This window comes from Pedococcus sp. NPDC057267 (assembly GCF_042668795.1).
Taxonomy (GTDB): Bacteria; Actinomycetota; Actinomycetes; order Actinomycetales; family Dermatophilaceae; genus Pedococcus.
Genome location: NZ_JBHUYG010000031.1, coordinates 19,989 through 39,012, shown reverse-complemented (window position 1 = coordinate 39,012; position 19,024 = coordinate 19,989). Strand labels below are relative to the sequence as shown.

General features: G+C 67.4%; 19 protein-coding genes. 7 read left to right on the top strand and 12 right to left on the bottom strand.

Annotation, left to right across the window (positions count from 1 at the left end; translation table 11 throughout):
- A partial coding sequence (locus tag ACFUC1_RS09030; protein WP_379118820.1) for an RNA polymerase sigma-70 factor occupies positions 1–1,033 on the top strand: 1,033 nt, incomplete at its 5' end.
- A gap of 72 nt (positions 1,034–1,105) precedes the next feature.
- Complete coding sequence (locus tag ACFUC1_RS09025) at positions 1,106–1,435, top strand: spore germination protein GerW family protein (protein ID WP_379118818.1); 330 nt, start codon at positions 1,106–1,108, stop codon at positions 1,433–1,435.
- A 56-nt stretch (positions 1,436–1,491) separates the two neighbouring features.
- Here ACFUC1_RS09025 and ACFUC1_RS09020 read toward each other — a convergent pair whose 3' ends face one another.
- The gene (locus ACFUC1_RS09020; protein WP_379118816.1) at positions 1,492–2,853 is read right to left on the bottom strand and encodes a nuclease-related domain-containing protein; all 1,362 of its coding nucleotides are present in this window, start codon (positions 2,851–2,853) and stop codon (positions 1,492–1,494) included.
- A 14-nt stretch (positions 2,854–2,867) separates the two neighbouring features.
- Entirely contained in the window at positions 2,868–3,152 is a 285-nt protein-coding gene (locus ACFUC1_RS09015; protein WP_379118814.1) for a hypothetical protein, read from the bottom strand.
- A 154-nt stretch (positions 3,153–3,306) separates the two neighbouring features.
- Between ACFUC1_RS09015 and ACFUC1_RS09010 the strand changes: the two genes are divergently transcribed.
- The gene (locus tag ACFUC1_RS09010; RefSeq protein ID WP_379118812.1) at positions 3,307–4,212 is read left to right on the top strand and encodes a phosphorothioated DNA-binding restriction endonuclease; all 906 of its coding nucleotides are present in this window, start codon (positions 3,307–3,309) and stop codon (positions 4,210–4,212) included.
- Between the two features lie 33 nt (positions 4,213–4,245).
- Here ACFUC1_RS09010 and ACFUC1_RS09005 read toward each other — a convergent pair whose 3' ends face one another.
- Entirely contained in the window at positions 4,246–4,590 is a 345-nt protein-coding gene (locus ACFUC1_RS09005) for a nucleotide pyrophosphohydrolase (protein WP_379118810.1), read from the bottom strand.
- A 141-nt stretch (positions 4,591–4,731) separates the two neighbouring features.
- On the opposite strand from ACFUC1_RS09005, the gene ACFUC1_RS09000 reads away from it, so the two are divergent.
- Positions 4,732–6,594, top strand: coding sequence for a DNA/RNA helicase domain-containing protein (locus ACFUC1_RS09000; RefSeq protein WP_379118807.1), 1,863 nt, complete (start codon positions 4,732–4,734; stop codon positions 6,592–6,594).
- Between the two features lie 107 nt (positions 6,595–6,701).
- Positions 6,702–9,791: a DUF3427 domain-containing protein gene (locus tag ACFUC1_RS08995; RefSeq protein ID WP_379118824.1), complete on the top strand. Its 3,090-nt coding sequence runs from the start codon at positions 6,702–6,704 to the stop codon at positions 9,789–9,791.
- A gap of 242 nt (positions 9,792–10,033) precedes the next feature.
- On the opposite strand, the gene ACFUC1_RS08990 is transcribed toward ACFUC1_RS08995, so the two are convergent.
- Positions 10,034–10,888, bottom strand: a complete 855-nt coding sequence (locus ACFUC1_RS08990) for a GIY-YIG nuclease family protein (RefSeq protein ID WP_379118805.1) — start codon at positions 10,886–10,888, stop codon at positions 10,034–10,036.
- 393 nt (positions 10,889–11,281) lie between these two features.
- On the opposite strand from ACFUC1_RS08990, the gene ACFUC1_RS08985 reads away from it, so the two are divergent.
- Positions 11,282–11,614 (top strand): hypothetical protein, encoded by a 333-nt coding sequence (locus tag ACFUC1_RS08985; protein WP_379118803.1) that lies wholly within the window; start codon positions 11,282–11,284, stop codon positions 11,612–11,614.
- A 47-nt stretch (positions 11,615–11,661) separates the two neighbouring features.
- Here ACFUC1_RS08985 and ACFUC1_RS08980 read toward each other — a convergent pair whose 3' ends face one another.
- From ACFUC1_RS08980 to ACFUC1_RS08970, 3 genes are all read right to left on the bottom strand, one after another.
- Positions 11,662–12,414: a hypothetical protein gene (locus tag ACFUC1_RS08980; protein ID WP_379118801.1), complete on the bottom strand. Its 753-nt coding sequence runs from the start codon at positions 12,412–12,414 to the stop codon at positions 11,662–11,664.
- A 99-nt stretch (positions 12,415–12,513) separates the two neighbouring features.
- Positions 12,514–14,136 (bottom strand): hypothetical protein, encoded by a 1,623-nt coding sequence (locus tag ACFUC1_RS08975; protein WP_379118799.1) that lies wholly within the window; start codon positions 14,134–14,136, stop codon positions 12,514–12,516.
- 984 nt (positions 14,137–15,120) lie between these two features.
- Positions 15,121–15,870 carry a hypothetical protein gene (locus ACFUC1_RS08970; RefSeq protein WP_379118797.1) on the bottom strand — a complete coding sequence of 250 codons (750 nt, stop codon included), beginning with the start codon at positions 15,868–15,870 and terminating at the stop codon, positions 15,121–15,123.
- Between the two features lie 81 nt (positions 15,871–15,951).
- Here ACFUC1_RS08970 and ACFUC1_RS08965 point away from each other — a divergent pair, with 81 nt between their 5' ends.
- Positions 15,952–16,311 carry a hypothetical protein gene (locus ACFUC1_RS08965; RefSeq protein ID WP_379118795.1) on the top strand — a complete coding sequence of 120 codons (360 nt, stop codon included), beginning with the start codon at positions 15,952–15,954 and terminating at the stop codon, positions 16,309–16,311.
- Positions 16,312–16,739: 428 nt separating this feature from the next.
- Here the strand turns inward: ACFUC1_RS08965 and ACFUC1_RS08960 are convergent, their stop codons facing one another.
- The 5 genes from ACFUC1_RS08960 to ACFUC1_RS08940 form a co-directional block, all read right to left on the bottom strand.
- Positions 16,740–16,934: a helix-turn-helix domain-containing protein gene (locus ACFUC1_RS08960; protein WP_379118793.1), complete on the bottom strand. Its 195-nt coding sequence runs from the start codon at positions 16,932–16,934 to the stop codon at positions 16,740–16,742.
- A gap of 169 nt (positions 16,935–17,103) precedes the next feature.
- Positions 17,104–17,439 (bottom strand): hypothetical protein, encoded by a 336-nt coding sequence (locus ACFUC1_RS08955; protein ID WP_379118791.1) that lies wholly within the window; start codon positions 17,437–17,439, stop codon positions 17,104–17,106.
- 411 nt (positions 17,440–17,850) lie between these two features.
- Positions 17,851–18,066 (bottom strand): hypothetical protein, encoded by a 216-nt coding sequence (locus ACFUC1_RS08950; protein WP_379118789.1) that lies wholly within the window; start codon positions 18,064–18,066, stop codon positions 17,851–17,853.
- Between the two features lie 358 nt (positions 18,067–18,424).
- A complete protein-coding gene (locus ACFUC1_RS08945; protein ID WP_379118787.1) occupies positions 18,425–18,628 on the bottom strand; it encodes a hypothetical protein in 204 nt (67 codons plus the stop codon).
- 45 nt (positions 18,629–18,673) lie between these two features.
- Positions 18,674–18,988, bottom strand: a complete 315-nt coding sequence (locus tag ACFUC1_RS08940; protein ID WP_379118785.1) for a helix-turn-helix transcriptional regulator — start codon at positions 18,986–18,988, stop codon at positions 18,674–18,676.
- Positions 18,989–19,024 lie beyond the last annotated feature (36 nt).

Sequence of the window (19,024 nt, the reverse complement as noted above, 5' to 3'; positions counted from 1 at the left end):
CTCCAGGACCTTCGCCCTGACCTGTCTGGGCGCCCTGCTGCTGGGCTCCACGCACGCGGGCGGCCACGGGGCAGGTGGCCATGGGACGCCCGTCCCCGAGACTGGCGGCCACGAGGCGCTGCTCGGCGAGCTGCGGCCGGTGGCGTTCGGCATCGCCTACCGGATGCTCGGCAGCGTGACCGAGGCCGAGGACGTGGTGCAGGAGGCGCTGCTCCGGGTGCACCGGTCCCTGGAGTCGGGTGAGCAGATCGCGTCGCCGCGGGCGTTCACCGCGACCGTGACGACCCGGCTGGCGATGGACGAGCTGCGGTCGGCGCGGGTGCGGCGTGAGCGGTACGTCGGCGAGTGGCTGCCGGAGCCCGTCATCACCGACGGACGCGACGACCCGGCCGAGCAGGCGGTGACGGCCGACTCGCTGTCGCTGGCGCTGCTGGTCGTGCTCGAGAGCCTCTCCCCCGAGCAGCGGGCGGTGCTGCTGCTGCACGACGTGTTCGGCTACGGGTACGGCGAGATCACCGACATCGTCGGCAAGACCGAGGCGAACGTGCGGCAGCTCGCCGTCCGCGCACGCCGTCACGTCGAGGACCGGCGACCGCGGTTCACCACGACGACCGAGCAGCGCGACGAGCTGGCCCAGCGCTTCTTCGCCGCCGCGCGGGCCGGTGACCTGGCCGGGCTCGAGTCGCTGCTCGCCCACGACGTCGTGCTCGTCGGCGACGGCGGTGGCAAGGCGCCCTCGCTGGCCCGGTCGCAGCAGGGACGGTCGCGGGTCGCGCACACGCTCACCAACTGGCTGCGCGCGCTGAGTCGCCTGCCGGACATCGAGATCCGCCCGACCGAGGTCAACGGCGACGCCGGTGCCCTGTTCCTCGTCGGCGGCCGGCTGTATGCCGTGTGGGCGCTCGAGGTGGTCGACGGCCAGGTCGCCGGGGTGCGTGCCGTCGTCAACCCCGACAAGCTCGCGCACCTCGGCCCGGTCGGCGACGCCAACGCCCTGATCCGCCAGCTGGGCGGCGCGAGGCCGGGCGACTGAGCGGCGCTGTGGGTGGCCAGGACGGGACCAAGGGCCCGTCCGACGCCACCGGCCGCTGCCTAGCGTCGGTCCATGGACGTGCAGCAGCTGCTTTCGCGAATCACGGATGACCTGACGCCCAAGCGGGTGTTCGGGGAGCCCATCTCGCAGGACGGGGTCATGCTCGTGCCGGTCGCCCGAGTGCGCGGCGGTGCAGGCGCCGGAAGCGGCGGCCCCGAAGGCGAAGAAGGCACGGGAGGTGGCGCCGGCATCGACGCCAAGGGCCTCGGCGTCTTCGTGGTGAAGGACGGCAAGGTCTCCTGGCAGCCGGCCATCGACGTCACGAGAATCGCGATCGGCGGCCAGGTCCTCGCCCTGGTGTTCGTACTTGTGATCCGCTCGGTCATCCGACGCCGCCGCTGAGTGTGAACCCGGGCCCTCCCCGACACGCACGAGGACCAACGCGCGGCACCCTCCCGCTAGCTCGTTCCGTTGGCGGCCGCCGCGATAGCGACCGCAATCTGCCGAGCACGGTCGTCCGAGATACCGAGAGCGGATCTTGACACCACGACGTACGTATCGGCTCGAGCCGTGAGACCAGGCTTGCCGATGGTGATTGGCTGCCCCGATGCGACCCACAGTGCTGCCGCAGGACGGAACTTCGCATCGGGTGCAATGCCAAAGACCACGCGCTTCTGCTTCACCGAGGTTGTCAGCTGAGTCCTGTAGATCCCCGGCTCGGCAGGCAATTGGATAATGACCAGCGTTGTTGAGGCATCGTCCAACCGTGTCCCCCAGGCGCAACCGGAGTAGACGGCGACGGGTTGGACCTTCCTCCCAAGGATCTTGGCCACCTCTGAGGCGCTGGCGTTCGCGCAGTCTGGTGGCCCGACCACCGGAAGTTCTGGAGCGGCGGCCCTCCTCACGCCCGTCGCAGTTGCAGTTGCGGTGTGAGCGGATAGCGGGGGTAACAGAGCATCGTGGGGCACAAGCCGCTTGGTAGCTGCGCTGAACAATGGTGGCAACAGGGCAATCCCCACAGTGAGCGCGAACGCGACGAGAAAGAGCTTGCCGATGGCGCGACCGAGGCGTGCAGCAAATGGCACCTCTCGCTGGCGCCCTCGCAGCGGAACGCTGACAGTTACCGGACGAGCAGCCCGCCCGCCCCGACGCGCTCGATTCGGGGTGGACGCCGTAGTCCGTCTTCCCGAGCGCTTGGATGGAGTGAAGGCAGCCCCCATGGCGGCCAGCAGAGCCGGATCAGTTGTCGTCGAAGGGAAACTCGTCATAGCTCGGGTCACAGCCCTCGCAGCGGCCTCCCGATCGAGTACGACCGGTCGCGACTCGAGCCAGGAGACGAGCGCAGAGATCGGCACGACCCAGACGCCCTTGATGAACTGCGGCTCGCCGAACTTCTTCTGGCTCGGCCCTGCCAGACAGATAACAGGCGTCGTCGGCAATCCCGTCTCGACCGACATATAGCTGGCCATGCCGTGGACCTTTAGCACCTCAGCATGCTTACTCTGGCTCGTCCGCTGGCCCCCCTGTCCAAGGTGTTGATACAGACCGCCGTCCCAGGCGGTGACGTCGCCGCTCCAGTTCTTCGCATCGATCAGGAACAGCCCGCCAGGTCCGACCACAACATGGTCCAGGTTCGACTCGGAACGCCCCGGTCGGATGAGCCGGTCGTGCAGGACTGTCCACGCCTCACGCAGATTGACCAGCTCATCGGCCACGCGGCGCTCACCGTCAGCGCCGGCCGCCCACTTTGCCGCGTTGGGATCGCCTTGGGATCCCAGCTCCTCCGCCCTGCGGTCGGCGCTTCCCCCTCCTACTGCCATCAGAACGAGCAGGCTTAACTCAGGATGCCGTGCCGAGCGTTCCAGCTCTTGGCTCCCTGGTAGGCGTCCACCATGCCCCAAACCCAGAAGCCGACCAACCCAACAAAGCCGATCAGGATGACGGTGAGGAACCAACTCACGATGTAGCCGACGAGAATGCCGACCCCCTTGCCGGCCTGACCGTTCATCATCGAGCCGAGTCCGGGGATGAAGAAGGATGCCAACAGGGCCACGCCCGGGCTCTTGGGCGCGACCTGTTGAACGAGCGGGTGCGGGTTATACGGCTGCATTTGCGACATCAGAATCCCCTTCCGTGGTTCGAAGACGGGTCGACGCTAGGGCGTCGACCGGGATCCCGACGGGCCTTCTGTCCTACAGGAATGAAACCCAACCAAACGGATGATGTAAGCCATTTCGTCCCGCATACTCGCCAGTTGTTCTAACGTCCCGAGCGTGGAGACTTCACCGGCCAGCGCGGTTGAGGAGGTGCTCGAGCGGCTGACGTCTTTGCGTCAGTACCAGCACCATGGCAAGCGGGTCCCTCACAAGCCGCTGCTGGTGCTCCTCGCGCTCGGCCAAATCGAGTCGACCGGCTCGAGCGCCGTTTCGTGGGAGGTGGCTCAGGACCGCCTGGCCGACCTCATCAGTGAGTTCGGCCCGCAGACCAGGACCAGCCGCAACCAGTCCGCCGCCTATCCCTTTACCCGGCTGCGTCGAGATGGCGTCTGGACCCTCGACGCCGACGTACCCGATGACTCGGTGCGAGGTCTCAACGCCGCGCAACCCACTGGCCGTCTCGAGGCCAACCTGGAGCGCAGCCTGAGCTCCGCGTCCCTGAGGTATGCCACGGCACGTGCGATCGTGGAGACGCACTTCCCAGACACCGTCGCGCCGGACGTCCTCCTCGCCACCGGCCTCGATCCCGATGCGGTGCTCCACTCCGGCACGACCGCTGCCGCGACCGGGGCGCAGCGGCAAAGGAGCCGACGGTGGGTGGCTGAGATCTTGAAGGCATGGGACGAGTGCTGCGCCTTCTGCGGCTACGACGGACGACTTGGCTCCACGCCTGTGGGCATCGAGGCGGCACACGTGCGGTGGTTCAACCTCGGTGGGCCCGACGACCTCGACAACGGGTTTGCGCTCTGCTCGCTGCACCACAAGCTCTTCGACCGCGGGGCGCTCGGGCTCTCCCCTGACATGCGTGTGCTCGTGTCACCGACCTTCACAGCACGCACGGAGGCGAGCAAGCGGATCTACGAGCTGCACGGTCGGGAGCTACGGGCCCGCCCGGGCACCGATCTGCCGGCCGAGCACCATCGGGCTTGGCACGAGGAGCAGGTCTTTCGGTCTGTCGCCTGAGGCTGGGCTCGCCCACGGGCGGTCCCTTGATGGCTATCTCTGAGGGGCTACTCCGCGGACTTGGTCCGCCGGGTGCTTGGCGGCCGATTTCTCGATCTTTGCCAGGGCGGACTTGCCGAGGTCAACTCCACATTGGTCAGCCAGACCCACCAGATACACCAGGACGTCGGCCATCTCCTCGGACAGCTGAGTGTGCAGAGGCTCTTCCCTCGCCAACGCGCGCGCCTTGTCGGCGGGCAACCACTGCAGCAGCTCGGCGAGCTCCCCCACCTCACCGACCAGGGCCAGCAGCACCGACTTGGGGTCCTGGAACTCCTCCCACTCGCGCTCAGCGATGAACGCCCGCGCTGCGTCGCGGATCTCCGTCAGGTCAGACACGCGGACGAGTATCCCGCCTCCCCCAGACACGACAACGACCCGGGGATAGAGTCGCCGTCGTAATTGCGGCCCGACAGGCTTCCGCTTCAGGACAAGCCCCTACCCGCACGGATCACTTCGTGCTGCCTGGGGTTTCGTTCTGTGACGCTGTACCGTCAATCGGTCGCCGGCTTCTCGGCGCTCGAGAACCAGCTCGCCGCGCTCCTCGCTGAGCAGATGACCTACCGCACCGGCCGGAAACCCTCCGCGGGTGAGTACCGCTCGTGGGAACGCAGCCTGCCCGCGCTGCACGCCGACCTTGTCGCTGCCGGTCTCCACGAGGTGGAGATGCTGTTCGAGTACCAGCTCCCCCTCACCAGCAAGCGCGCCGACGTGGTCCTCGTGGGCCAGCACCCGCAGACCGGCGGACCATCCTACCTGGTGGTCGAGCTCAAGCAGTGGAGTCACGCTGAGCGGTTCGAGGACAGCGACAGCCTGATCCAGATCGAGCAGTACGGGCACCGCCCCGTCACACATCCGGCCCTGCAGGTTCGGGACTACTGCGACTACATGCTCGGCTTCACCACGGTGCTCGCCGACCAACCGGAAAGCCTGGCGGGGGTTGCGTATCTCCACAACGCCACCGAGTCCGCGGTGGAGGATCTCTACCGCATTCCTGGTGACCGGCTGGGTTCCATCTACACCGGACAGCGACGCGGTGAGTTCCAGGACTTCCTCCGGTCTCGATTCTCCCCTGGAGTTAGCGGCGCGGCGTATGCCGACCACCTGCTGTCCAGTCGTATCGCCCCGTCGCGGCAGCTCTTGGCTGTGGCGGCGGAAGAGGTGCAGCACCGCGAGATGTTCGTACTGCTCGATGAGCAGCGAGACGCCTACAACTACGTGCTGCACGCCGTCGAACGCGCGCGTCGCGCCAACACCAAGACGGCCGTCATCGTGTCCGGCGGTCCGGGCAGCGGCAAGAGCGTCATTGCCCTGTCTCTGCTCGGCGAGCTCTCCCGCCAAGGCCGCTCGGTGCTGCACGCCACAGGATCGCGATCGTTCACGCAGACGCTGCGCAAGGTCGCAGGCAAGCGGGCGCCTCGAGTCCAGAAGATGTTCCAGTACTTCAACTCGTTCATCGCTGCCGAGCCCAACGATCTCGACGCGTTGATCCTGGACGAGGCCCACCGCATCCGCGATACCTCGGCCTCTCGATGGACGCGCGCGGAGCATCGCACGGGCAAGCCACAGGTCGAGGAGCTGCTTGATGCCGCTCGCGTGCCGGTCTTCCTGCTCGACGAGTTCCAGGTCGTCCGGCCCGGCGAGCAAGGCACGGTGGAAGACATTGAGAAACACGCCGCCAACCACGGCATCGAGGTCGTGAAGATCGACCTCGATGCCCAGTTCCGTTGCGGTGGGTCGGAGGAGTACGTGCTCTGGGCCAAGCGGCTCCTCGGTCTGGAGCCCGGCGGCCCGATGGAGTGGACCGGCGACCCGCACTTCGACGTCGAAGTCGTCGACTCCCCCTACGAGATGGAGGCCTACCTGGCCACCAAGCTCGAGGGTGGCTACTCGGCACGGATGGCGGCCGGCTACTGCTGGCCGTGGAGCGACCCAAGACCGGACGGAACGTTGGTCCCCGATGTCCAGGTCGGCGACTGGGCCAAGCCGTGGAACCTCAAGGGCGAGCGCTCGGTGGGTGGGGCGCCGGCCGCTGCGCTGTGGGCCACCGACCCAGCCGGCTTCGGCCAGGTCGGCTGCGTCTACACCGCCCAGGGCTTCGAGTACGACTACTCGGGGGTCATTCTTGGCCCCGATCTGGTGTGGCGCGAGGACCGTTGGATCCCAGTTCGCGCCGCCAACTGCGACCCCGACTTCAAGAACCGGACCAAGGTCAGCGATGTCGACTTCGACCGCCTCGTTCGCAACGTCTACAAGGTACTTCTCACGCGAGGCATGCGCGGGGTCACCCTCTTCTCGACCGACCCTGAGACACAGGAGTTCCTGCGCGGGTTAGTTCGCTGAGGCTCGACGATCGTATGCAGGAACACTTACGCCGCGATTGTCCGAATCCTCGGTAGCCGTCGCCTCGACCTGGCAAGCTGCTTCGCGTGACGGGGACGGACGACAGCTTGTTGGAAGGGCTGTACGAGCGACTGATCACTGCCGAGCTCGCGGCACAGCTCGCCAGTTCGCCCGACCTGACTGTCGACCGTGGGGTTGTCGACGACGCCGATGCACCTGAGATCCTGGCGCGGCACGTGCGGGCGGTGGTTCTGCGGGCACTGCGCAGCCAACGAAGCCCGGAGAAGCGTCTCGCTCTGGTCAATGACCTCATCGGCCGGCTGGAGTCGCCGCGCGATCACATCACCGATGCAAGCCAGCTTCTGCAAATCTCGAAGCGGAGCGCGCCAGGCGTTCCCGCACGACTAGCGGCAGAGCGGCCATCCACTCCGCTCTCGGATGCCGCTCTGCTCACCAACGCGCAAGGTGAGCCCGGCATGGGTCACGAGGTCCGTGCCGAGCTCGCGAGCGCCGACCAGGTCGACGTCATCATGGCATTCGTCAAGTGGTACGGCCTGCGGCTCTTCGAGGACCGCATGTTGGCGCTGCGGCAACGTGGGGTTCCACTGCGAGTCATCACCACCACGTACATGGGAGCCACCGAGCGGCAGGCGCTCGACCGGCTGGTCCACGACTTCGGCGCTCAGGTGAAGGTCCAGTACGACGCTCAACGCACCCGGCTTCACGCCAAGGCTTGGCTGTTCCGCCGCAACACTGGCTTCGACACGGCATACGTGGGCAGCAGCAACCTGTCACGTGCGGCGATGCTTGACGGGGTCGAGTGGAACGTGCGGCTGTCCGCCATCGCCACCCCAGCCTTGCTTCAGAAGTTCAGTGCCACGTTCGACAGCTACTGGAACGACCCGACGTTCGAGACATATGACCCGGACGCCGATCGCGACCGCCTGGACGACGCGCTCGCAGAGGCGGCGGGCACACGGACCCACGACCGGGTCACACTCACACTGTCTGGGCTGGAGGTCCGCCCCTATCCGTACCAGCAGGAGATGCTCGATCAGCTCGAGGTCGAACGCGTTCTCCATGGTCGCCATAGGAACTTGGTTGTTGCCGCCACAGGGACTGGCAAGACCGTCATCGCGGCCCTCGACTACCGCCGCCTGGCCGCGGAGGCGCCAACTCTTCCGCGACTTCTCTTCGTCGCACACCGCCGCGAGATCCTCCAGCAGTCATTGCGCACCTACCGCGAGGTGCTCAACAACGCCGACTTCGGCGAGCTCTATGTCGGGGGCGCGAGGCCCGAGCGATGGGAGCATGTCTTCGCGTCGGTCCAGTCGCTAACCGCCTATGACGTCCGCACCATCCCGCCCGGCTCGTTCCAGGTTGTTGTCGTTGACGAGTTCCACCACGCCCAAGCCAGCACCTATCGCCGCATCCTCGATCACCTCAACCCGAGGGAGCTCCTCGGCCTCACCGCGACGCCTGAGCGTGGGGACGGGCTCGACGTGCGCGCCTTTTTCGACGGTCGGGTCGCGGCTGAGCTGCGACTGTGGGACGCACTCAAGGCCGACCTGTTGACGCCGTTCCACTACTTCGCGGTCGCCGACGGAGTCGATCTGACGAAGGTGGACTGGAAGGCCGGCGCCTACGACCCTAGTGAGCTCTCGAACCTGTTCACCGGTAACGACGCCCGGGCGCGCATCGTCCTCAAGGCAGTGCAGGACAAGGTTGCAGACCTGTCGACGATGAAGGCGCTGGGGTTCTGCGTCTCTAGGGATCACGCTCACTACATGACTCGGGTGTTCAACGACGCCGGCATACGCGCCGCCGCAGTCCTGGGCGACACATCAATGGCAGATCGCGACGCGGCCATCGACGGCCTCAGTAGGGGCAGCATCCAGGTCCTCTTCACAGTGGACGTCTTCAATGAGGGCGTCGACGTGCCCGCGATCAATACGGTCCTCTTCCTTCGACCGACTGAGAGCTCGACCGTCTTCCTTCAGCAGCTCGGGCGGGGACTTCGTCGCGCCAAGGACAAGGCCGTGCTGACGGCGCTCGACTTCGTAGGCCACCACCGCAAGGAGTTCCGCTTCGACCAGCGCTTCCGGGCCATGACCGGCAGCACGCGCGCCGCCCTCGTGCGCGACATCGAACACGGCTTCCCGTTCCTGCCGCCGGGGACGCAGATCGTCCTCGACCGACAGAGCCATGAGTTGGTTCTCGAGAACGTGCGGAGCCAGGTCGCAAAGCGTTGGGCAAGCATCGCATCAGAGCTGAGGGCACACCCGACCGACGACCTCGGGACGTTCCTCTCCGAGTCGGGCGTCGAGCTTCCTGATGTGGTCCGCGGCGATCGGTCCTGGGCGCGTCTTCGGCGTGAGGCTGGGCTCTCGGTGTCGGCAGGCGGTGCGCGGGAGGATCAGATCCTCAAGCGCGTTCGTGCCTTCGCGCACGTCGACGACCCAGACCGTGCCCAGGCGTACCTGCGCTGGCTGTCAGATGACGCACCAGCGTATGAGGACGCCGATAGGCCACTACAGGCTTTCGGCCGCATGTTGTTCTTCTCCGTCTGGCCCGATGGCGGGGGCTTTGACTCATACGCCGCCGGTTTGGCCGCCCTTCGAGTTGAGTCCGCCGCCCGCCAAGACCTGCGCGAAGTCGTTCGTCTCGGGCTGGAGTGTGCCGAGCGCGTCAGCACCCGTCTAGGCGGGGACCTTCACCCTCGGCCGCTTCGCGTTCACGCCCGCTATACCCGGGAGGAGATCGTCTCGGCGCTTGACTACGTCTCAATCGATGGCCGCAAGCCGAACAGCTTCCGCGAGGGCGTTCTCTTCTCGCTTGCCGCCGACGCGGACGCGTTCCTGGTGACCTTGCACAAGTCCGAAGCGGACTACTCCCCCACGACCATGTACCAGGATTACGCGATCAGCCCAGAGCTCTTCCACTGGGAGAGCCAGTCCGGGACCACCGTGGCCTCAAAGACTGGCCAGCGGTACTTGAACCACCGTGAGGCAGGGAGCCACATCCTCCTGTTCACCCGGCCGCAGAACATCAGCGAGTTCGGATCCGGCGCGCCGTACTTGTTCCTCGGTGAGGTCGACTACGTCGAGCACCGAGGCGAACGCCCCATCGCGATCACCTGGCACCTGCGCACACCAATGCCAGCAGCCGAGTTCGCGATCGCCAGCGTCGTGACGTAAGCAACTCATCTTGCCCTCTGTCCAGAGGCAGCGAGTGAACACCAGGACCCGCCTCATTCCGCCTCCCGGACTTACCACGCTCGCCGGCCATCCCGCACGCAAGCATAAAGGGGCCGTGCCCTAAGCGACCTGCTCGGCGGACCGACATGCTTCATACTGGTGGCGGGACCCATCGCAACACGTCGCGCCCTGACCAAACGGACGTCCCCCGTGCGACTTACCTTCGGGACCCACAAGGCCGGTCAATTCCTGTTAAGACCGAATTCGCGCGTCATGAGGACTCGCTTGTAGTGCGACTCTGCTGCGTCGACCTCCGAGGATGAGGTGCTGGGGCCAAACACTCGCAAGATGCTGAAGACGAAGTGGCGGGCATGGTTTGTGCGGACGGTGGCGTTGGCGGCCACGGTGCCGGCGAAAGCGAGCTCGCGGAGGCCGACATTGCCGCCGTGCCCATCGCGGGCATAGCTCGACCATCGGCCGTAAATGCGCTCTGAGCCGTCTGCCTTTCCGACGTACTGCTTGCCGTTGGAGGCGTCAGTGATGAGGTAGATGCCCTGGACTTGTGAGAGGGCCGTCCGCCAGTCGGCGTAGCGGGCATCTGAAACCATTTCCTGCAGTTGCTGATAGGGCAGGGCGACACGGTCAAAGCCAGGGAATGGCACCTTGTCCCGATCGGCAATCTCCAGAACTGGAAGGTCGGCGGCGCTGGTGCCACGGCGGTGCCAGTTCCGTGGACTGGTCCACTCGATAACCAACCGATCTGCAAGAGACTCCAGGAACGTACTCGGCCTGAGGTCAAAAAATCGCACGGCATTGGTGCGCTCGTTGACGAGTTCTCCGCGATTCTCAAACGAACCGAAGAGGCGCGAGCGCCGCTGGCCATCAGCGATGAAGACGACCCAGTACGGCTCGGCCTCAGCCGGAAATCGCCGCGTCGAGATGTCCTGAAAGCGCGTGTACTCAAGCACCCGCTCGGCTGTGACGTCCTCCGGACCGGCCAAGCCGCCGGGTTCCTGGGGCCTGTAGATGTGTCGAATCACCCGAACGTCCTTGGTTTCGATCGACGGAAGATGCTCCGCGCCCAGTCCTGTCAGCACATGTCCTAGGCGTAGGCCCCCGCTGGGAGCGGGACTTGGAACGACCTGCCCGTGATCAGGGTCAGGAACGTACTCGTCGACGAGGTCCTCCATAAGACTCAACTTAGAGCCGGCGGCCGCGCCTCACGCGCCGGACGGCACAGTCCGTTGCTGTGTCTTTACGCCCGCCTGGAGCCCGGCACCCAGTCTTGGCAGTCCATGCGGTTACCGGAGCGACCGGGCCGGTCAGCAGGCTCCAGCACGCCGGTGACACAGCAGTGGGCCCGGAGCGAAGTTCGCTCCGGGCCCACCGTTGCGGTGACTGGCAGGGTCAGCTGTCGAGTTGCGTCGAGCCACCCGAGCAGTTGCGCCGTGTCTTTCCTTATCATTTATTGTTTGCGTTATCATAACCTGATGAGCGACCTCGGCCCCAGCGACGATGCCATGGCGCAGCTTGCTGAGGACGTAGGCAGGGCACTCCTGCGGTTCGCAGACACGCTACGCCAGGAACGGCAGGCAGTGGAGGCGACCCGCCGCAGCGATGGACGGACCCGCGGCGCCCTGCAGGAGCGCGTCCTGGCGCTGGAGGGCCTGGCCGCCCAAGGGGGCATGTCGGCGGCCGAAGTGGCTGAGCCCTTGGCAGTGGCCCCTTCGAATGCGACTCGCGCGCTGAACGCCCTAGCGGACCGGGGCGACCTGGAGGTCATCGAGGGAGAACGGCCCATGCGGTGGCGGTTCCCTGCCTGAGACGTCAAGGCGTCAGCCCGCAGTGAGGGCGATGTCCCTCTACCCCCTTAGGGCAGGTTGACGAGGTCGACAGTCCCGCCAGCCTCAGCCAACGAGATGGCGAGGTTCTCGGCGAGCAGTCGAGCAGCCTTGCGACCCAGGTTGAGGCTGGTGAGAGGCTCGTCGCCCAAAGCGAGGGATGCTTCTAGGGCGACCTCGACGGACGCCACTCCCCGCGCCCCGAGGTGCTCTCGAAGTTCCGCGTTGACCCGCAGGCTGGTGTGTTGCGTGGCTCCAGGGCTGCGGTAGTTCCCTGCGAGCCGCCGGTGCAGGTTGTCGCTCTCGCCGATGTAGACACGGGTACGCGCTCCTTCTCGCGTCAGCGTGATGCGGTAGAGGCCCGGCTGCCTCGGTACCTGCGGGAAGGCCACCTTGCCGCCCGCGTCGAGTTTCACGATTCCGACGTAGGACCAGTTGAAGGAGAGGCGTGCGTCGACCGCTTCAGTCGTCTCGCGCTCCAACTCCGGGCCACCATGACTGTTGCGCGATGCCGGGGCCATCCGGCTCAGCGAGTAGGTGCCGCCTACTACTCCCCTCGCGAACGTGACGTTCCGGCCGGCAAGGTCAACGGTCTGGACGTGCCAGCCGGCGGAACGCCAGGCAAGAGCTTGGGAGTGGGAGCTGTTCGCCCACCACGTCCGCAGGCTGCGCGCCGATGGGGGAAGTCCTCCTACTAGGGCGTCCACCGTCTCGAAGGTCAACCGCAGCTGAAGTTCGTCGCTGCTGGCGAGCCGGTCTCGAAGCCCGTCGTACTTGCCCATGCGTCCCCCGCGTTCGTCGCTTCCCTAAGTGTGACGGCGCGTTCCGCGGGACACCTCAGCCGTTCCGCTGAGGACGAGACGCACCTGCTCGATTGAAGTTCAGGAGCGGCCATGTGCATGACGACCGGTGGGTGGCTGGCGGCGCAGCCTGAGAGCCCCAACACCGCGACCCAGCGGTTCGAGGAGGAATCCCAGACCGAGGGCCAGGAACAAGGCGTTCTCGGCCGCTCCGGTCCATCCGGGCGCGAACACCTCGTCTGGGGTCTCGCCGCTGTGCCCTTCGTACAGGGCAGGTATCGACTCGCCGACATCAGCGGCGTCTCCGACCAGTTCGACGTCGGTGAACGAGTACTGGCCGTCATTGCTACGGAAGTCCCCGTAGTGCGAGCACGGTCCCTTACCGCCGCAGTCCACGCGGATGACTGTGAAGCTGCCCGGGACGCCTCGACCATGAGCGGCGTCCCAGGTCGCCCCAACCTCGCCAAGGGCGAACCAGAGCATGAAGCAACCGAAGGCAACGAAGAACGCCTGTCGCGCGACGAATCCCACGCCCCGGGACCGGCCAACGATGGAACCCAGGAGGGGGTGCGTCCCTGCGTCAATGTTCAGGTCGCGCCAGCGCCGCACGGAGCGCACTGGTCCGACGACGGGCAACGCGCCTGCGTCGGTCTCGATGACCACCCAACTACCGTCAGCCACGCGACCACGGACCCGGGCAGGCACGGCACGGCCGCCAGTCGAAGGGACGACGCCGCCGAGCAACACGGTAGCCACCGGAGAGCCTCCGCCGGCGAGGGTTAGCTCGGCCCTACCGTCATGAGCGACTCGCACGCGGTGCACTGCCGGCGCTTGGTCCTCTCGCCCGGCCCGCGCGGCAAGGAGTAGCTGCAGGAGAGCCCACGTCGACATACAGCCACCAAGGACCGCCCAACCGAACCAGTACGTGTACCCCTTGGGCTCGCTGAGCAGACGCGACCAGGTGGGGTCTTGCGGGTCCAGCAGGACAACCCACCTACTGCCTTGGTCGAGTTCCTCGGTGACCTCGATGCTCACCTTCTGCCCGGCGCGTGGGCCATCCTCGAGCTGGAACAGCTGCTTGTAGTTGTCGTCGGTCAACGTCACCACCCGGGCATTCGCACGCTCAGCCCGGTCGATGTGAGCCTGCTCGCCGGCCGTCTGCGCCCGGTACCCCAGAACGGATCCAGCTACGAGAAGTAGCCCCGCGACGCCGACCACTGGAAGGAGCGCGGACGCGAGCCAGCGCCGGCGACGTCCTTCGACCGCCGCCGGGTTGAATGGGGTGACGGTCGGGCTGACCTCCGCCGCTTCAACGGCCACGTGGGCCTGTTGGCCGCGGCGGTGGCGCAGCACCGCGAGGCCGGCCGTGGCCGCGCACGCGACGAGGACGCCGGCGTACCGACCCGGCATGCTCGGGTCGAACAAGAGGCTGAGCGCCGCGTATCCCAACCCGGCCGCCAAGGCTGCGACGGGCTCCCACCAGAAGGCGACAAGGGCGATGCCCACCAACGCGACCACCATCGGGAAGATGGCGTCGGGCTGGCACGGACGGGCCACTGTGCACACAGTGCCCGGGTCTCCCGCAAAGCTCGCGATGACCGACGCGACCACCAGCGCCCACCAAACGAACGGCACCCAAACCGAAGGCTGAAGCATCAGCCACTGATTCAATGGCTGACGGTCACGGTGGCGGGCGTCGGACACGTGCAGATTGTGCCCCGACGGAGTCAGCCCGCAATGCCGAATCCCTTCACAATCGCCCGAACGCGTCCGATTGGCGCGGGAGGCCGGCGACGCGGCAGAGGGATGACTGGCCGGCCCATTCCTGCGCATCCCCGGGCGGCTGGCTTGGCGGGCCCGGAGCGGCGACCTGCTGAGCCGGAGCCGCCAGCCACCGCGAACGTGCCCCCGCGAAAGGGCATGGCGCCACGGGCGATTGTTCGAGAGCTTGTCAGGTACCGCCCGACGGTCAGGGCTCGGGTTTTGACTTGGGGGCTGCCACAGGGTCCCAGCGATGTGTAGAGGTCTGAGACCTCAACGGCGCAGTACCATCCGGCGATGGGGTTTCGGAACGCGTTCGTTGCCGTGGTGATGGGGGTTGCGGTGACGCTGGCTGCCGGCGGCTGTACGAGTCCCGGGGCGTGCTCAGCTGCCGGTGCGGAGTCCGGGGTTCGTGTCGTAGTGCCCAAACCGTGGCCGACCGTGATGGTGGCCGCGACGGCTTGCGTCGCTCGCGACTGCCACTGGGTCAGGTCTGTTGCCGGCGACGGGCCGGTCGCGAACTCCGGGGAGGTGTTCGTTCCTCACCCCGGCATGACCACTCCTGTCGTGGTCGTGGACGCGACGGTTCTTGACGATGCCGGTCGTGTGGTCGCGTCCGCCAACTCGGTGACGGTTCGACCCACGAAGTTCCTTCCCAACGGTCCTGGATGTGAACCCACGGCCTACAGGGGCTCTGTGACGGTGACATCCAAGGCACGCTGAGTACCAGGTCTCCGGCCCTGCCGCCGTCGTTGCAGCGGTCGGCTTGGGCGACCGCCGCGTCAGGGCGTCGTGCGCGGGTGAGGGTGGGCCAGCGAAGCGGACGCCGCGCACGGCCACGGAGCAACACACCGGCTGGGCGCGTCCGGCGACGGGTGCCCTCACGGACGTTGCCGTAGGGCACTCGGACGTGGGGGCGGGGTGTTGTCAGCCGGTGGGACCGTGCGTCGGTTCATCCCCGGACTTGAGCGCGCGGTAGTCGTGGTACCTCCAGCGCCACTGTCGCACCAGCAGCACACCCATCCACACCACGATTGCGAGTAGCCCGACCAGGACCAGCACGAGATAGGCCGTCTGGGCGCCCCCCGTCAGGCGCGCACCGAACAGCCACAGCGACAGCGCCACCACGGCCGCGTAGATGCCACCGACGAGCCGCACGCGCTTGTTGTAACCCCTGGTCGTCTCCTTCACCTGCTGCCGGAACTGGGCGTCTGCCCGCGTGGGTGGACCCAGGCGCGCCCTGCGCCGGGGCGAGTCTGGATGTCGCTCCTTGCCGGCTCTGAGCTCGGCCGCCACCTGCTCGCTACCCCACGCGGGGTGGGGCTCGCTCGCCTCGAGGTAGCTGATGTTCGACGGCAGGTCCTCTGGGTCGATGTACCGGCTGGGGTTCACCCCGTGGTCCAGCATCCGACGCAGCAGGTGCCCGGTCGCTGCCCGGGCCCGGTCCCCCGGCTCGTACGTCACCCCGGACGCGTGCTCGGTCGGGTGCACGACCTGTCCCGATGAACGTCGTGCCTCGATGGCGGCCCTGACTGCGTCGAGACCGGCCAAGAACTCAGCCTCGGCGTCGAAGCAGTCCACGACCACGTGCCGGCGCTCACGACGCTCCGGGTCGTAGCGGTAATGACGCACGACGAAGCGGCGAATGCTGTCGTCGTCGACGTCCACTCGAGGCACGTCAGCAGGGTACGGCTCCCGCCGCGCACGACGCTGGTCTTGGTGGCGGGCGTTGTCGGTCCCCGCTGGCAGGGTCACGTCATGGACGAAGCGCCGGAGCCGGAGCAGCTTGACGTGCAGGACACAGGACCGGAGCGGGTGGACAAGCTGACCCCTGAGACGGGTGGGGTGTGGTTGGTGTCGTCGCGGAAGGCGACGACGCACGTGTGGGACCTGGACGCGATGACGTACCGGCGACAGCCGGGGCCGGGGTCGGGCCGCATGGCGTACGACGACGTGACGGTGCCGATCACGATCGTCGGTGTGTGGCCGGAGGTGGGGCGCAGCAGCGTGGTGTTCTTCGACGACCCGTACGACCCGACCATGGAGGAGTGGCGGATCTGCTCGAAGATTCGCAGCATCACCCGCATCGAGGCGCCGCGGAGCAATGGCGAGTCGTGAGCGCCGGCGAGGCATCCCCTACGAGGAGTCGTCGTCATCGACAGATGGATGTAGCGCATTCCAATCGCTGGGGCGTTCAGCGTTCCCTGGCCACGTCGGCGCCGATGTCCCTACGACCCCCTAGGGAAAGTTCGAGAGGGCGCGGAGCGGTACGGCGGCGCGTCACCTGGCTGGGGAGAACCCCGGTCCGCTACCCCGAGGGTTGTAGCGTCGCCGTATGCCGAGCCGGATCCAGTGCGCGGGGTGTGGCACGCGAATCGCCGTGACCGCGTCCTCGTTGCCGGAGGGCCTAGCGATGTGCCGGCCGTGCCGAAGCGCGGTGATGGACCCGGGCAAGTTCTTGGGCCGGTACACGCACGGGCAGTCCGGGTACCAGAAGGGGTGCCGGTGCTACACCTGCTACCAGGCCAAACGGGCTCGCCAGAAGGTCACGCGGGCGGCCGCTCGTAGGCGCGTTGCGCTCCGCGGGGACGCCTCGTGACCCCGGCCTGGTCGAGGGCTCGACGAACCGCCGACTGGGTTCGGTCCGTCAGCTCCGCCAGCTCCCGCAGGGACCGACCGGCCTCGTACTCCCGGGCAACGAAGGCCAACAACTCGGCCCGCTGCTCAGCAGTCTGACGCACCGTGGCCGTCCCCTTGAAGCGCGGCAAGGGCTCAAGCACGGGACGTCCCGGGTAGACCCCCCGATCGAGACTAGGGGTCGCCCCGCGGGTCTCACCAACATGAGCCCCCGCCACGTCAGAACTCACCTTGCCCGGGTGCCCGGGGATTGGCGCTCAGCCTGGTGCCGAATCAGTAGCGCGCGTGCCGGCCGCGGCTGCCTGAACGCCCCGCCCGCCGCCGCGGCAGGCGGGGCAGGGCGATGTCAGCCGCGACCGCCAGGCCGACGAGCCCGAGCAGCACGTCGAGTCCTGCCTCGGTGAGGGCACGCCACCCCGTCCCGTAGACCCTGGTCGAGTCGGTGCCTTCCTGGTACACCACGACGCGGCGGCCGACGGACCCGTTGACCCCGACCAGCTCAACCCGGTCGGTCGTCCTCTGCGTGCCGGCGGCCGTGAAGCTTCCGTGGCGTTCGCAGCCGCCCTTGGCGTTGCAGTAGACGCTGGTGATGGTCACCGTGCCGCGCACTCCGTGACCGTGGGCTGCGCTCCAAGCCGGCCCGAGCTGGACCAGCCCCATTGAGATGCCAACGACGCCGACGACCAGACCCCATACGCAGGTGACAACACCCTTGAAGGACGCGAACCGCTCGCGGGTGTCGGCGCGTGCGGACCGCAACCGTTCCCACCGGCTGGGCGCTGGGACATGCGCTGGTGGGGTCATGGTCGGCATTCTGAGTGGTCGGCCTTGGGCTGCACCACGTTTCGACGTCGGCTGCCTAGTGCTCGTTCCGCGCAGAGCGCGCCTTTGGGGCGATGAAGCACGCAGGGCTCAGCGCCGCTCGCGGCTGGCGCTGAGAGGGCACCCTGTTCGCGAGGAGGGTTGCGCACGACGGCGGCCACCTGTTCGGTCGACGCGGCCTTGCTCACCGGGGGCGGCCTACGACGAACTGGTCGTTGCCGGCGCATCCGAGATGAACTCAAGGTCGAGCACAGCGCGCGGGCGGGTCAGCTTGTCGGCGTCGTAGAACAGCACCAGCCGCTGCTTGGTCTGACGGTCGCTGAACGTGCAGGCGGGCAATGGGCCGGCGTTGTCGCACCCGAGCAGGGACCAACCGGGGCCGCCTACTGCTGCGGCACCGAACAGCTTGTCCATGGCTGCGGGGGTCGCGTACCAGCCTGCCTTGCCTCGGTCCCCCGCTCCCCAGGCACGCACCAAGATGGACGTGTACTCCTGCTGCGACTCGGGAAACGAGGTCGGCGCCAGCACTATGTGGGTGCCAGGGCTGGCCGTCGTCGTACTCGGTTCGGGTGACGCGCTCATGCTCGAGGGGGCGGCGGTCGTCCGGGGTGTCGACCCCGCATTCGAGGTGGCGGACTGGCTGCACCCAGCAAGAAGGAGAGCCAGCCCCGCGACGACCGCACCGCGCCCGGCATGTACGCGCATGGAGGGAGTCTGCCCGAAGCGAGTGTCCGTCGGGATGGTGCTTGGCCGGCGATTGAGGGCCTACCAGCTACTGGGACGCTGCGCGGTCCCGCCAGTACGCCACCACGACAGCTTCGTGGTTCTGTCGCGCCTGGAGCGGCCAGCCTGTGGTGGCGCCGCTGTGGAGTTCGGCGGCGAAGGCGTCGAGGTCTTCCTCCGTTAGCAGCTGCGCCCACGGGAACGCGCTGCGCAGCGCGGCCTTGACGGTCCACGACGGGGCGATGTCCGACATGGGGTCATGGTGGCCGAGGCCACCGACACCGGTCAGCGCGCGCTGTCAGCCGATGGGGACAAGGGCGACCTTTAGCTCGAGCGCGTTGGCCACCCGCACGAGAATCTGCAGATCCACCCAACCGCTCCCCGCCTCGAGCCGGGTGATGGTGGTGCGGCTGACCTTCGCCTCGTCGGCCAACCGGTCCTGGGACCAGTACCGCGTGGAGCGCGCGGCCCGTACAGCGGTGGCAACCTCCGCGGCGGTCTCGACCGCCATCAGCGTCGCGGGGTCCTTGGCCGCCGGGAAGGGACCTCCGGGCCAGTTCGACGCCGGGCCGTAGGAGGCGGGTCCGGGACGTCGCTGGTTGGAGGAAGGCACGAGTCGGACGCTAGGCACTCCCGAGCGCCCCGAAGC